Source organism: Acidovorax sp. JMULE5 (assembly GCF_013376875.1).
GTDB lineage: Bacteria > Pseudomonadota > Gammaproteobacteria > Burkholderiales > Burkholderiaceae_C > Acidovorax > Acidovorax facilis.
This window is the reverse complement of record NZ_CP035951.1, coordinates 2152596-2165753: the sequence shown is the minus strand read 5'-3', so window position 1 is coordinate 2165753 and position 13158 is coordinate 2152596. Positions and strand designations below refer to the sequence as shown.

The 13158-nt window shown below is 61.9% G+C and carries 13 protein-coding genes; 8 read left to right on the top strand and 5 right to left on the bottom strand.

Annotated elements, in window-relative coordinates; genetic code table 11:
• Window positions 1–5: 5 nt before the first annotated feature.
• From EXV95_RS09745 to EXV95_RS09735, 3 genes are read right to left on the bottom strand one after another with little or no spacing between them, the layout of a single operon-like run.
• On the bottom strand, window positions 6–800 hold the full coding sequence (locus EXV95_RS09745; protein ID WP_121505723.1) for an ABC transporter permease: 795 nt from the start codon (window positions 798–800) through the stop codon (window positions 6–8).
• Between the two features lie 4 nt (window positions 801–804).
• Window positions 805–1677, bottom strand: a complete 873-nt coding sequence (locus tag EXV95_RS09740) for an ABC transporter permease (protein WP_176886668.1) — start codon at window positions 1675–1677, stop codon at window positions 805–807.
• On the bottom strand, window positions 1674–2780 hold the full coding sequence (locus EXV95_RS09735) for an ABC transporter ATP-binding protein (RefSeq protein WP_055400640.1): 1107 nt from the start codon (window positions 2778–2780) through the stop codon (window positions 1674–1676). The genes EXV95_RS09740 and EXV95_RS09735 overlap by 4 nt, the downstream gene beginning before the upstream one ends.
• Window positions 2781–3065: 285 nt before the next feature.
• Between EXV95_RS09735 and EXV95_RS09730 the strand changes: the two genes are divergently transcribed.
• The 5 genes from EXV95_RS09730 to EXV95_RS09710 all read left to right on the top strand — a co-directional run bounded on the left by EXV95_RS09730 (window position 3066) and on the right by EXV95_RS09710 (window position 6764).
• Window positions 3066–3938 carry an IclR family transcriptional regulator gene (locus EXV95_RS09730; protein ID WP_176886667.1) on the top strand — a complete coding sequence of 291 codons (873 nt, stop codon included), beginning with the start codon at window positions 3066–3068 and terminating at the stop codon, window positions 3936–3938.
• A gap of 218 nt (window positions 3939–4156) precedes the next feature.
• Entirely contained in the window at window positions 4157–4543 is a 387-nt protein-coding gene (locus tag EXV95_RS09725) for a TipAS antibiotic-recognition domain-containing protein (RefSeq protein WP_176886666.1), read from the top strand.
• Between the two features lie 16 nt (window positions 4544–4559).
• Window positions 4560–5204 carry an N-acetyltransferase gene (locus EXV95_RS09720; protein ID WP_176886665.1) on the top strand — a complete coding sequence of 215 codons (645 nt, stop codon included), beginning with the start codon at window positions 4560–4562 and terminating at the stop codon, window positions 5202–5204.
• A 109-nt stretch (window positions 5205–5313) separates the two neighbouring features.
• Window positions 5314–6060 (top strand): CPBP family intramembrane glutamic endopeptidase, encoded by a 747-nt coding sequence (locus EXV95_RS09715; RefSeq protein WP_176886664.1) that lies wholly within the window; start codon window positions 5314–5316, stop codon window positions 6058–6060.
• Window positions 6061–6095: 35 nt separating this feature from the next.
• Entirely contained in the window at window positions 6096–6764 is a 669-nt protein-coding gene (locus tag EXV95_RS09710; protein ID WP_176886663.1) for a hypothetical protein, read from the top strand.
• A gap of 239 nt (window positions 6765–7003) precedes the next feature.
• Here the strand turns inward: EXV95_RS09710 and EXV95_RS09705 are convergent, their stop codons facing one another.
• Window positions 7004–8449: an IS1182 family transposase gene (locus EXV95_RS09705; RefSeq protein ID WP_176886234.1), complete on the bottom strand. Its 1446-nt coding sequence runs from the start codon at window positions 8447–8449 to the stop codon at window positions 7004–7006.
• Window positions 8450–9030: 581 nt separating this feature from the next.
• On the opposite strand from EXV95_RS09705, the gene EXV95_RS24805 reads away from it, so the two are divergent.
• Window positions 9031–9330: a hypothetical protein gene (locus tag EXV95_RS24805; RefSeq protein ID WP_218135483.1), complete on the top strand. Its 300-nt coding sequence runs from the start codon at window positions 9031–9033 to the stop codon at window positions 9328–9330.
• Window positions 9331–9529: 199 nt separating this feature from the next.
• Window positions 9530–9841, top strand: coding sequence for a hypothetical protein (locus tag EXV95_RS09695; protein WP_176886661.1), 312 nt, complete (start codon window positions 9530–9532; stop codon window positions 9839–9841).
• A 619-nt stretch (window positions 9842–10460) separates the two neighbouring features.
• Here the strand turns inward: EXV95_RS09695 and EXV95_RS09690 are convergent.
• Window positions 10461–11372, bottom strand: a complete 912-nt coding sequence (locus tag EXV95_RS09690; protein ID WP_176886660.1) for a LysR family transcriptional regulator — start codon at window positions 11370–11372, stop codon at window positions 10461–10463.
• Between the two features lie 244 nt (window positions 11373–11616).
• Here EXV95_RS09690 and EXV95_RS09685 point away from each other — a divergent pair, with 244 nt between their 5' ends.
• Window positions 11617–13152: an aldehyde dehydrogenase family protein gene (locus tag EXV95_RS09685; RefSeq protein WP_176886659.1), complete on the top strand. Its 1536-nt coding sequence runs from the start codon at window positions 11617–11619 to the stop codon at window positions 13150–13152.
• Window positions 13153–13158 lie beyond the last annotated feature (6 nt).

The following is a 13158-nucleotide window of genomic DNA, read 5'->3' as shown; positions in this document are numbered from 1 at the left end:
CCCATTTATTTGCGCCCTACGAGCACGCGGTCCAAGCCGTACACGCGGTCGAGAATCACCATCGCGCAGGCCGTCAGGGCCACCATCAGTGCCGACACCGCAGCCATCAGCGGGTCGATGGATTCGGTGGCGTACATGTACATGCGCACCGGCAGCGTCACCGTGCTGGGCGAGGTGACAAAGATCGACATGGTCACTTCGTCAAAGCTGTTGATGAAGGCCAGCAACCAGCCGCCCGTCACGCCGGGCAAAATCATCGGCAGCGTGATGCGTGTGAACACCGTGGCCTGGCTGGCACCCAGCGACAGCGCGGCATGCTCGGCACTGCGGTCAAACCCCACCAGCGCGGCCACCACCAGCCGCAGCGTGTAGGGCGTAACGATGAGCGCATGCGCAAACACCAGCCAGCCAAAGCTGCCCGTGCCCCCCAGCAGCGCAAACAGGCGCAGCAGGGCCACACCCAGCACCAGGTGCGGAATGATCAGCGGCGACAGGAACAGGCCGTTGAGAAAGCCGCGCCCCGCAAACTCGTAGCGTGTGATGGCAATGCCCGCCGGCACGGCCAGCACCGTGGCCAGCGTGGCCGATGCCAGCGCCAGCCACAGGCTGTTCCAGAACGACTGCACAAAGTCCGAATGCGCGAACACTGCCTTGAACCAGCGCAGCGAGAACTCAGTGGTGGGCAGCGTCAGCGTGTTGTGCGGCGTGAACGCCACGATGCACACCACCAGCAGCGGGGCGAGCATGAAGGTGATGACCAGCGCGTTGAACGCGAGGGCCAAAGGTCCGTTCTTCTGCATAACTTCAGCCCAACGCTTTCTTGTACCGGCCCTCAACCAGCCGGTTGTAGCTCAGCATCACCACCAGGTTGGCCACCAGCAGCGTCAGCGCAATCGCTGCGCCCAGGGGCCAGTTCAGCTCGTGCAGGTATTCGTCGTACACCACCGTGGCCACCATCTTCAGGCGCCGCCCGCCCAGCAGGCCGGGGATGGCGAACGAACTGGCCGCCAGCCCAAACACGATCAGGCTGCCCGACAAAATGCCTGGCAGCACCTGCGGCAAGACAATGCGTCGCAGCGTGGTGAAGGGCGTCGCCTGCAGCGACAGGGCGGCGTTCTCCACACCCGGGTCGAGCTTTTGCAGCGAGGTCCACACCGGGATCACCATGAACGGCAGCATCACATGCACCAGCGCAATCACCACGGCGATCTCGGTGTAAAGCATCTTCACGGGGCCAAATCCAAGTAGCCCGAACAGCCCATTCACCAGCCCCTCAGGCCCCAGCAGCATGCTCCAGCCAAAGGCCCGTACCACCACGGATACCAGCAGCGGTGCCAGCACCACCAGCAGCAAGATGGAGCGCCAGGGGTTGCCCATGCGGCTCAGGATGTAGGCCTCGGGTGCTCCAATCAGCACGCAGATCAGCGTGACCAGCCCCGCGATCCAGAACGTGCGCCAGAAGATCGTGTGGTAGTACGAATCGGTGAACACATGGGCGTAATGCTCCAGCGTGAACTCACCCGCCTTCACTCCCGTGGCCGGGTCGAACGCGTTGAACGACAACACTGCCGTGAGTGCCAGCGGCACCAGCAGCAGTACCGTGAACAGCAGCAGCGCCGGGCCGGACAACCACCAGGGCACGGCCTTTTTGTGCAGCAAGGTGGTGGCTAGGCTCATGGCGCCACCTCGGCGGCGTCTTCGGCCTCCAGCTCGGCCATGGCGGTTTCATCGGCGGGCAGCAGGCGCATGCAGTGGTCGGGCCAGTCCACGCCCGTGCGCTCGCCCTCGGCCAGCGCAGCGCGGCCGTCGTTGGGCACCAGCACCATCAGGTCGCCCACGGGGGTGCCCACACGGTACAGCCACTGGCTGCCCAGGAAGAACCGCTCGCACACCTGACCATCCATCCGGCCCTGCACGGCGGGCACCAGTTGCACTTTTTCAGGCCGCACGCTCAGCAGCACGGCGGCGCCGGGGCGGTAGCGGGCACCGTCCACCGCCATCGTGAGGGCGCCCACCTTCACCTGCGTGTGTGTGCCGCTCGCATGGGCGACTTGGCCCGGTAGCAGGTTGGCCTTGCCCACAAAGGTGGAGATGAAGCGCGTGCGCGGGTGCTCGTACACGCGGTGCGGGTGGTCGATCTGCGTGGCGCGGCCGGCTTCCATCACCACCACACGGTCGCTGATGGACATGGCTTCGCTCTGGTCGTGCGTGACCATGATGGTGGTGGTGCCCACCTTGCGCTGAATCTGCCGCAGCTCAAACTGCATCTCCTCACGCAGCTTGGCGTCGAGGTTGGACAAGGGCTCGTCCAGCAGCAGCACGGGCGGCTCGATCACCAGCGCACGGGCCAGCGCCACCCGCTGGCGCTGGCCGCCGGACAGCTCGCGCGGGTAGCGCGTGGCATGCTTTTCCAGGTGCACCAGGGCCAGCGCCTGGGCCACGCGCTCGGCGCGCTCGGCCTTGGGCACCTTGCGCATCTCCAGCCCAAAGCTCACGTTGGCCGCCACCGTCATGTGCGGGAAGAGCGCATAGCTCTGGAACACGATGCCCAGCCCGCGCGTGTTGGCCTTGGCGTGGGTGATGTCCTTGCCATCGAGTTCGATGCGCCCGCTGGTCACCGCTTCAAACCCCGCCACCATCTGCAGCGTGGTCGTCTTGCCGCAGCCCGACGGGCCCAGCAACGACACAAATTCACCCTTTTGCACCGTGAGGTTCATGGACTGCACCGCGCAGGTGCTGCCATAGAACTTGGTCACATCCGTGAGCTTGAGAAACGACATGGCGAAAGCCTTTCCGGTGGTGGCATCGCACGGTTTGCCTGGGGGCCGTGCGTGCCACCTGCTGTGGAGTTGCATGGATGGGCTGCGGGCCTTCGGTGTGCTTGCACCGGGGTGGTGCAAGTGCCGCACAAAGGCTGGAACAGCCGCTCGATTCAATTGAATCTATTGCAATAAACAAACCAGAATTCTTCGGGTATTCCATTAAACAGAATTTTTATTGAATTTATTCCGTTCAATGAAATATGATGCATTCAGTTTGATCAACGAATTCCACAGGAGCGAGGTATGGAAGCCGCATCCACCGCCACCGGCGGCGTACCCCGGGTGTTTGCCGTCATCCGGGCCCTGTCGGCCGTGCAGGCCGAGGGCGGGCGAGTCACCCAATTGGCGCGTGCCGTGGGCCTGACGCAAGGCACCACGCACCGTTTGCTGCAATCGCTGGTGGCAGAGGGCATGGTCGAGCAGGACGAGCGCAGCAAGCTCTACCGCCTGAGCATGGACTTCTTCGCCCTGGCCGCCAAAGCGGGCAACCCCGGCGACCTGCGCAGCCTGTGCCGCCCAGCGCTGCTGCGCCTGTGCGCCAGCCTGGGTGACAGCATCTTTCTGCTCGTGCGCAGCGGGTTCGATGCCGTGTGCCTGGACCGCAGCGAAGGCCCGTTCCCCATCCGCTCGTTTACCGGCGACATCGGCGGCCGCGTGGCCCTGGGCGTGGGGCAGGGCGCCCTGGCCATCCTGGCGTTCTTACCTGAGGCCGAGCGCGAAGAAGTCATCCGCTTCAACCTGTCGCGCGTGCGCGAGTACGGCGTGTTTGACGAGGTCTATCTGCGCACCGAAATTGAGCGCGTGCGCCAGCTGGGCTACGCAGGCCGCAACACCGGCTTGCTCGAAGGCATGGCAGGTGTAGCCGTGCCCATCTGCGACCGCGAGGGGCGCGCTGTGGCGGCGCTGAGCGTGGGCACCATCTCCGCCCGCCTCAACGACGACCGGCTACCCACGGTGGTGGAGCTGCTCAAGCGCGAGGCGGCGGCGATTGGGCCGAAGATCAATCCGTTTGATGCGACGCTGCGGCGGCCCGCGCAGAGCCTGGGGATCGGGACGTCGGCGCAGCGGGTGGTACCCGGCGCGGATCGGGCGAGTGTTTCAGATCCGCTGGGTTGAGGCGCTGGTGCGGAGGCTCGGGACGCGCGCGTGGCCCACGCGCACCACCAGCAGGTCTTGGTCGCAAGCACTTGCCGCACCCCTAAGGCTCGCACGTCAGGTTTGCCCGCGGGATGGCATGTAGCGCCGCTATAGTTCGCGCTGACCCTGGCGGGTTGCGTGCCGACGATGTGCGCTGAGATGATCGCCCCGCCATTTCTAGAAAAAGAACGAGCACCATGGGCCTCCAACAAACCACCCCCGATTACCTCGACCAATGCCGTGCTGCACAGCGTACCGAGCAAGAGCAATCTCTGACTAGCACGGACAACTGGGCCCATGTGGACAAGCCCCAGGTACATGCCGACTTCGATGCGTTCTACCAAGAGCTGGCGCCGCTGATCGATGCGAATGCTCCTGAGTCCCAGACTATCCAGGACTTGATGGACAAGCACTTTGCCATCGTTGCTCGGTTCTATATGCCGTCGCGCGATGCTTATGTGGGCACCGTGCTGTTCTATGCCGACAATGCCGATATGAAGGCGTTTCACAATGCTTACCACCCGCGCATGGTGGAGTTTTTGGGTGACGCCGCTTACGTCTACGCGCTGCAGAATCTGCAATAGCGCTCCTTGGCTGCCCATGCAACCACATTCCACCTCTTCGCAAACTCCTCCCAGCGACGCACTTGAGCCCTTTTTGCCCGTGTGCGGCGCTCTGGCCGAGGCGCTGTTGAACGACCCGTTCTACCAGGCCGTCACCATCGACCATGCTGCGGACCCTGATCGTCGTTTGCAGGTGCTGACCCAATACTGTGAGCTGGCGATGGAAGAAGCCCGCGCCGTGGGCGAAGTACAAGTGGCCGACCCCCACGGAGCAGCGCTGTGGATCACCCCCCAGGCGCCAGCTGCCGACAGGGCTAAACACAGCGCCATTCGCTCCAGCAGCCTGCGCCAGCTGCTGGGCCCGCGAGGGTTTGACAACTACCAGCGCATTTGCGCCGCCATGGAAGCACAGGTGCCAGCCGACCTGCACAGCGCGTGGTATCTGTCCATACTGGGCGTGCAATCCGCAGCGCGCGGCCAGGGGCTGGCGCAGCGGTTGTTGGCGCCCACCTTGGCCAGGGCAGACCAGGCGGGTGCAACATGTTTTCTGGAAACCTTCAACCCGCTCAGCGTGCCGTTTTACCGCCGCCTCGGTTTCACCCAGTCTGTGGAATGTGTAGATTCCATCTCAGGGTGCACCTACCAGTTGATGGTGCGTGCTGCGGCTGCGCGCGGTGCCTAGCGCGCGCACCTGTGTCGTTCGCCGCCAATTCCAAGGCCGGGTAACCTAGCGCCCACCAACACATGCCTGTTTTGGCTTGCTGTTTTATTGCGCATCCAGGGAGGCCACCTTGACCCGCACCACCACTCCTGCATCTATCGAATCCGACCTGCCCTACAGCTTTGGCAACCCCGTGCCGCTGACCACGCGCAGCAGCGCGCTGTTGTGGGCCGCCAGCGCAGCGGCCTTTGCGTTGTTGGTGGCAGTGCCCCGCTGGTTGCCTGACCTGTGGGGTGGCGCTTTGGCCGCTCTGCTGTTTGTGGGCGTTCAGTGGGCGGGGCTGCGATGGGCGGTGGGCCCGGCATGGGTGGCGCTGTTCAGGCGACCCCGCTGGCGCGATGTGGCGCTGGGGCTGGCCGCAGTGCCGCTGGTGATCGGCTTGCCCGCGCTAGTGGCTGCATATGGGTTGGGCATGTCTCACCTCAGTGCCAACGCCAGCATCGATGCTGTTGCGGGCTTGTCCCCGGCGCAGCTGGTTGGGCGGTTCGCATTGGTTGCCGTGCAACTGCTGGGCGAAGAGCTGGTCACCATCCTGCCACTGCTGGCCACGGTGGCCTTGCTGCACCGCGCTGGCATGCGCGCCCGTTGGGCCGTGGCCGTGGCATGGATGGTTACGGCGCTGGTGTTTGGCGCACTGCACCTGCCCACCTACCAATGGCATCTGGGCCAGGCCTTGCTCGTTATAGGCACCGCTCGCCTGGTGCTGACGGCAGTCTTCATCTATACCCGCAACCTGTGGGCCAGCACCATCGCCCATATTGCCAACGACTGGACGATCATGGCCTTTGTTCTAGCCTCTACCCGCAACGTTGCCTGAGCCATTGAACCTGCCCACCGCCGCAAGGAGCTCCTGTGGACTTTCTCAAGATCCTCAAGTCGTTTGAAGACTTTGTGTACGAGGCACTGATCTGGCTGATTCTGCTGCCCAAAACCCTGTTGCGCATCGTGCTGCGCCCGCGCCAGATGGTGGCCTATGTGCAGGCCGAACAAACTCGCGAGGACGACGACCGCTACGGCGACGCCATCAGCCCGCCGCTGCTGCTCATCCTGTGCGTGCTGGTGTCCCATGTGTTCGACCTAGCCCTGCGCAAACAGACTGCGCAAGAAATGGGTACGCTTGCAGCCGAACTGCTCAAGTCCGAGCAAAACCTGCTGCTGTACCGCACCATGGCGTTTGGAATCTGGTCTCTGGCAGGCGCCGTCTGGTACATGCGCCACAGCCGCCAGCCCATCCACCGCGTCAACCTGCGCAACCCGTTTTACGAACAGTGCTACCTGGTGGCACCGTTCGCAATGGCCATGTCGATCAGCACCACGTTCGCACTGTCGGGTGGGCTGCTCTCCGCATTCGGAGTGGGACTTGCACTGTTGGCCCTGCTCTGGTTTTTTGTCGCCGAGTGGCACTGGGTGCGCGAGCGGGCGGGGTTAGGCGCGGGTCGTGCGGCGGTGGTGGCTGGAGCGCTGGTGTTGATGGGGCTGGTAGCGAATACCGGCCTGGGGTATCTGCTGAGGCATTTGTGAGGGGTTGGTTAGAAAGAATTCGATATAGGGCACTGCCTCGTGCCCGCTGGCGCACTTCACCGTAGGGCAGAATTCGGCCGAGGCTGTGTGGAAACGCTCAACGAGTATGTGTGCCAGTCCCGTCACGCGTCACTGAGCCGCATTTTCCAGCAGCTCTGTTGAGTAGTCGTTTTGGAGCACCTTGGGCCTTGCGACGCATTTCTGAGGCCTTTCTCGGCCTGTAAAAGCCAACAAAGGCTTTACGCCTTCACCATCCGCATCGCCAGCATCATCTGCGCGATACCCATCACGCTCATCACCCGCTTGAGGTTGTAGGCCAGCACATGCAGGCTCATCTCGGTGCCCACGTGCTTGAGGGTCTTCATCAAGAAGTGAATTGAGCCCATCCAGTGCTTGAGTGTCCCGAAGACATGCTCCACGGTGGACCTGCGCAACGTCATGGCCTCGGGGTTACCGTCTAGCCGTTGCTGAACGCGCTCCAGAACATCTTCGTGCTCCCATCGGCGAATGCGCCGGTTGCTACTGGTCGTGCACTTGGATTTGAGCGGACACTTTGGGCAGGCACTAGACCAATAGACGCTCAGATTCAGACCCTTCTCGAGCGTTTTGAAGCGATGGATCGCACGCTCGCCTGCAGGGCACTGGTACTCGTCATCCTTAGCGATGTAGATGAAGTCGGCCTTGTCGAAGCGCCCTTCAGCCTTTGCGTTTGACGTCATCGGTTTGGGCACGAAGGTCGTGATGCCAGAGTCTTCGCAGGCCTTGAGTTGCGGGCCGCTGAAGTAGCCTCGGTCGGCGAAGGCTTGCAAGCCCTGGCTCCCCATAGCCTGGTCTGCGGCACAGGCCATGTTGTGCAACTGCGCACGGTCATTGCCAACGTTCGTCACCTCGTGCGCGACGACCAAGTGGTGCTTGGCATCGACAGCGGTCTGCACGTTGTAGCCCACCAGGCCCGATCCCTTGGCCTGGGTTGCCATCGAACGTGCATCGGGATCCGTGAGGGAGATCTGGCCATCGGGCAGGCTCTTCAATTGCTCCTTGAGACCGTCGAGTTGCCGCATCTGCTCACGCAGCTTTTTTAGCTTCTCCTGCAGTCGTTCTGTCTTGGCTTCGACCTCTGCCGGCTGCGTGCGGTCAGCGGTCTCCAGCGCGTCCAGGTAACGCTGGATACTCTGCTCGATCTGCTGCTGGCGGGCCTCGATCTTGCCGGCGGTGAAGTTGCGGTCACGGCTGTTGACGGCCTTGAACTTGCTGCCGTCGATGGCCACGATGGCCTGCGAGAAGAGGTTCAACTGTCGGCACATGGCGATGAAGCGCTTGCAGACGTTGCGGATGCCAGCGCCGTTGCTTCGACGGAAGTCCGCAATGGTCTTGAAGTCCGGCGCAAGGCGCCCGGTCAGCCACATCAGCTCGACATTGCGCTGGGCTTCACGCTCCAGCCTGCGGCTCGATTGGATGCGGTTGAGGTACCCGTAGATGTAGAGCTTGAGCAGGACAGCGGGGTGGTACGAAGGCCGGCCAGTGACTGCCGGATTGATCCCATCGAAACCAAGTGCCCGAAGATCCAGTTCTTCGACAAACACATCCACAACACGCACCGGGTTGTCCTCTGCGATGTAGTCGTCCAAGCACTCCGGCAGCATAGTGATCTGTTGTCGGTCTTCGCCTTCGATGAATCGCTTCATGGGGGCACCTCGCTTGAATCGGGTGCTGCTATTTTAGTTTTGGACCGCAATCGTGGGTGGAGTTTTCACACAGCCTCGGCCCTAAGCAGCCGTTTGACAAAACTACCCCAAAGCTGCCGTTGATTGACTAGCTGCCGACTTGCTGTCCGCGCTGTCTAAGCATCCGGTGCCAGCCTACTGGCGAGCTATAGTTTGCTGGGTAGAGGCATGCCGGGTTTGGCGGAAATTTTATCCCTGTGCTTTTGAACAGCGCACTGACCGCCAGCCCAAGGTGCAAGCCACTTCCAGGAGGAATCAGTGTCCAGAATATCCCGCACGGTCCAGTTTATCCCGCAGGTTTTGCGGGATACATCAGGTTATGTGTCAGCTGATTTTTGGGGGAATGATTGATGCCGAGAAAAAGTCTAAATTCACGTATACCGGATTATAAGGCCGCATTCTCCAGTGGAGAACTCCAAAAGACCTATCAAGACCTAGTTGGCATTGTCCAAAATCTAAGAACTGAATTCTCTAAGAATTACAAAAGCGAATTCTTGATTGCGAATGTGTTGCATGGCTACATAGATTTCACGTACTTCTACTTGCAAAACGACTATCTCAAAAAGAAAAAGCTAAAGCTTGCGATTGTCTTCAACCACAAAAATGCAAATTTTGAGCTGTGGCTCCTTGGGCAAACAAAGGATGTACAGATTCTCTATTGGAGAAAACTAAGAGAAGTGAAGTGGGTCAATAAGGAGGTAATGCCAGAGTATTCAATTTTCGAAGCTCCTCTACTTTTGGCCCCAGACTTTGATAGTTCAACAAAGCTATCGAAGTCCATTCACACTCAATTTGAATCCCTGTCGCAGGAGATATTCAACACGCTGGAGGCATACGAGTAATGCCACATAACACTGCAGTCGAGAGGGACGGCCACAAGCTGCGCTTGTGGTTCCCTGCGCTTCGCTCCGGCTGCCCCTCACTTCCACGCTAAAACCCACTATGGGACGATCAAGAATAGCTCTGGCAGGTGCGACCATCGCAGTCGTTCTTCTTTGGAATTTGAACTCGGCATCGGACAGTACGTGGATAACAAACACCATGGCGATTGAGCCATCGGATGGGCTCAAACCAACTGTATGGATGCACCGCGCCGGTCCTGATTTGATGGTGGAACTAAGAAACTTCCCTTCTTTCAAAAGTCAGTTCAAGCAGCCGAGCATTTCTAACAGCCCAGACGGAGGTGTCACGGTGCCTTTGGAAAGTTCATCGTCTGGTTTTGTGTCCAATAAGAGTGAACAACTGACTCATATTTCAATAAAGCTTCCCTCGCAAAGCATTCCGTCCCAAAGCAGAGTGGCATTTCGAAGCTATGACTATGACCAAGTGTTTGTTGACGGTGTTGCACCATGAGCGCTGGGTTTAATTGGTCAACCAAGGCGGACACCTTCGGCTCCGCTTGTTTTCAACGTTAGACCGCGCGATGGGACCTGAGATCCTCGTTTACTTTGTGGCGGCATTGGGCTTGGCTGCCTTCCTAAGGCTTTGTATCCATTCGGCGAGGCGGGCGACGCGCGTCTATGCGTTACCTACCCTGCTCGCTTCGACCGCAGCGGCACTTGCCCTATCGAATTCTGTCCCGGCCGCGCACCTTGCAATATGGTTCTTGCTGTACTTCGTCCCGTGTGCCGCCGTGTTCGCAGGCATAGCCGTGCTGATTCGCTGGGTGGTAGGCGCAACTTCGACGTGGAGGAAAACTGATGCTGGGCGCGACGCGGTCTAACTGATGGCGCAATGCCGATGCGTGCCGGTCAACTCCAAAACGTTGAGAGTACGCTTTCGCCAGCCGCGACCGGCTGCTGCTGGCCGACAGCAGCCGAGCGAGCTCCCGGTCCGGGCATGGATCATCAGGTGTTTTGTGCCAATTTTGATGAGCTGTCGCCGCTTTGCAATATGGCGCTACAGGCCATTTTGATTCCTGCCTCATTCTCTTGGCGATACGCCCCGGTCGCTTGGTATGAGTGCTCGGCTCTCACCCTTGCCGCTGCCCCGCACACTCCCCCACCACCCAATCCCTGAACGCCTTCACCAGCGGTGTCTGCGCCCGCGCCTCGGGGTACACCAGGTAGTACGCATCAGTGCTCGTCAGCACCTGGTCCGACAGCTCCACCAGGCTCCCTGCCGCCAGCTCCTGCTCGATCAAGAAGCGCGGCAGCAGCGCCGCCCCCAGGTGCGATACGGCAGCCTGCGCAATCATGGCGAAGTGCTCGGACTGCGGGCCGCGCAGGGCCAGGGCGGTGGGGGCGCCCACCAGCTCAAACCATTCAGCCCATTGCGTGGGGCGGGTGCTTTGCTGCAGCAGCACCACACGCGTCAGGTCGTGCGGGGTGTGGATGCCGTGGCGGTCGCGGTAGGTGGGGCTGCACACGGGCACGGTTTCTTCGTGCATCAGGTATTCGCACACGGCGCCTGCCCAGTGCGGGGTGCCGAAGTGGATGGCAGCGTCGAACGGCGTGCCCGCAAAGTCAAACGGCTCGGTGCGGGCCGAGAAGTTGACCATGGCCTCGGGGTGCAGTGCCATGAAGCCGCCCAGGCGCGGGATGAGCCAGCGGGTGCCCAGCGTGGGCAGCACGGCCAGGTTGAGCAGGCCGTCGGTGCTGGAGAACGCCATGGCTTTTTGTGTGCTGGCCGACAGTTGCTGCAGCACGTTTTGCACGTCGGCCGCGTAGACCCGGCCCGCGTCGGTCAGCACCACGCGCTGGCGCACGCGGTGGAAGAGGGCGGTGCCGATTTGCTCTTCCAACTGGCGGATCTGGCGCGACACGGCGCTTTGGGTGAGGTGCAGCTCTTCGGCCGCGCGCGACACGCTCTGGTGACGGGCAGCGGCCTCAAAGGCCAGCAGGTCGGCGGTAGAGGGCAGGAAGGTTCGGCGCAGCAGGGTCATACTGGGTCATGCGTTGGTGGAATGATGGGTGACGCCAAAAATTGAGCCTTTTGAGCCCCTGTCGCTCATTGGGTATAGGGTAGCGGTCCTGATATTTTCAGGTACTTCATGCTGATTTGTGATCAAGTAGTTCCATTTTTTTGCTATCCAGCGCGGCGCGATTGGCGGATATTGGCGCATTCACTGCGTGTGTTTTCCCACGCTGTTTCCCTTTCTCTGCCTCCATCCAAGCTAGCGAGCCGCCATGTCTGCCACCTCTGTCGCCACCTCCCTCGTGTCCGAAGTCGATCAACTGCTGCAACGCCTGGGCGTGCCCCGCACGGCGTACACCGGCGGCACGCTGGCGGCGCGTTCGCCCATCACGGGCGAGGTGCTGGCTCAGTTGCCACAGCAAAGCGCGACCGATGCCACGGCCGCCATCGGTCGCGCGCATGCGGCTTTCCAGGCGTGGCGCAATGTGCCCGCACCGCGCCGGGGCGAGCTGGTGCGCCTGCTGGGCGAAGAGCTGCGCGCCGCCAAGGCCGACCTCGGCCTGCTGGTGACCATCGAGGCGGGCAAGATCCCGTCCGAAGGCCTGGGCGAGGTGCAGGAGATGATCGACATTTGCGACTTTGCCGTGGGCCTGTCGCGTCAGCTGTATGGCCTGACGATTGCCACCGAGCGCCCCGGCCACCGCATGATGGAAACCTGGCATCCGCTGGGCGTGTGCGGCGTCATTTCGGCCTTCAACTTCCCGGTAGCCGTGTGGTCGTGGAACGCCGCGCTGGCACTGGTGTGTGGTGATTCAGTGGTGTGGAAACCTTCGGAAAAGACCCCGCTCACGGCCCTGGCCACGCACGCGATTGCGCAGCGTGCCATCGCCCGTTTTGGTGCCGACGCACCCGAAGGCCTGCTGGAGCTGATCGTGGGCCAGCGCGACATTGGCGAGGTGCTGGTGGATGACGCCCGCGTGCCCGTGCTGTCGGCCACGGGCTCCACCGCCATGGGCCGCGCCGTGGGCCCGCGCCTTGCAGCGCGTTTTGCGCGCGGCATCTTGGAGCTGGGCGGTAACAACGCCGGCATCGTGGCGCCCTCGGCCGATTTGAACCTGGCCCTGCGCGGCATTGCGTTCGCCGCCATGGGCACGGCGGGCCAGCGCTGCACGACGCTGCGCCGCCTGTTTGTGCACGAGAGCATTTACGACCAGCTGGTGCCCCAGCTGACCAAGGTGTACGCCAACGTGCAGGTGGGCGACCCGCGCACGCCCGGCACGCTGGTAGGCCCGCTGATAGACCGCCCTGCGTTTGACGGCATGCAAAAAGCGCTGGAGCAAAGCCGCGCGCTGGGCGCTACGGTGCACGGTGGTGGCCGCGTGGAAGGCGTGGGCGGTGCGGATGCGTATTACGTGCGCCCCGCTCTGGTGGAGTTGAAAGCCCATGAAGGCCCCGCGCTGCACGAAACCTTTGCGCCCATCCTGTACGTGGTGCGCTACAGCACCATCGACGAAGCCATTGCCATGAACAACGCCGTGGGAGCGGGCCTGTCATCGTCCATCTTCACGCTCAATGTGCGCGAGGCTGAACAGTTCATGTCTGCTGCGGGTTCAGACTGCGGCATTGCCAACGTGAACATCGGCCCCAGCGGTGCCGAGATTGGCGGCGCGTTTGGCGGCGAGAAGGAAACGGGCGGTGGCCGCGAAGCGGGCTCGGACAGCTGGAAGGCCTACATGCGCCGGGCGACCAACACCATCAACTACTCCACCGCACTGCCGCTGGCGCAGGGCGTGACGTTCGACGTGTAAGCCACG

Bases quoted from the DNA above. Each gene is read 5' to 3' on its own strand.
- EXV95_RS09705 (WP_176886234.1), bottom strand. From the start codon at position 8,449: ATGAAGCGATTCATCGAAGGCGAAGACCGACAACAGATCACTATGCTG.
- EXV95_RS09725 (WP_176886666.1), top strand. From the start codon at position 4,157: ATGGGCCTCCAACAAACCACCCCCGATTACCTCGACCAATGCCGTGCT.
- EXV95_RS09685 (WP_176886659.1), top strand. From the start codon at position 11,617: ATGTCTGCCACCTCTGTCGCCACCTCCCTCGTGTCCGAAGTCGATCAA.
- EXV95_RS09735 (WP_055400640.1), bottom strand. From the start codon at position 2,780: ATGTCGTTTCTCAAGCTCACGGATGTGACCAAGTTCTATGGCAGCACC.
- EXV95_RS09695 (WP_176886661.1), top strand. From the start codon at position 9,530: ATGGCGATTGAGCCATCGGATGGGCTCAAACCAACTGTATGGATGCAC.
- EXV95_RS09720 (WP_176886665.1), top strand. From the start codon at position 4,560: ATGCAACCACATTCCACCTCTTCGCAAACTCCTCCCAGCGACGCACTT.
- EXV95_RS09740 (WP_176886668.1), bottom strand. From the start codon at position 1,677: ATGAGCCTAGCCACCACCTTGCTGCACAAAAAGGCCGTGCCCTGGTGG.
- EXV95_RS09745 (WP_121505723.1), bottom strand. From the start codon at position 800: ATGCAGAAGAACGGACCTTTGGCCCTCGCGTTCAACGCGCTGGTCATC.
- EXV95_RS09730 (WP_176886667.1), top strand. From the start codon at position 3,066: ATGGAAGCCGCATCCACCGCCACCGGCGGCGTACCCCGGGTGTTTGCC.
- EXV95_RS09690 (WP_176886660.1), bottom strand. From the start codon at position 11,372: ATGACCCTGCTGCGCCGAACCTTCCTGCCCTCTACCGCCGACCTGCTG.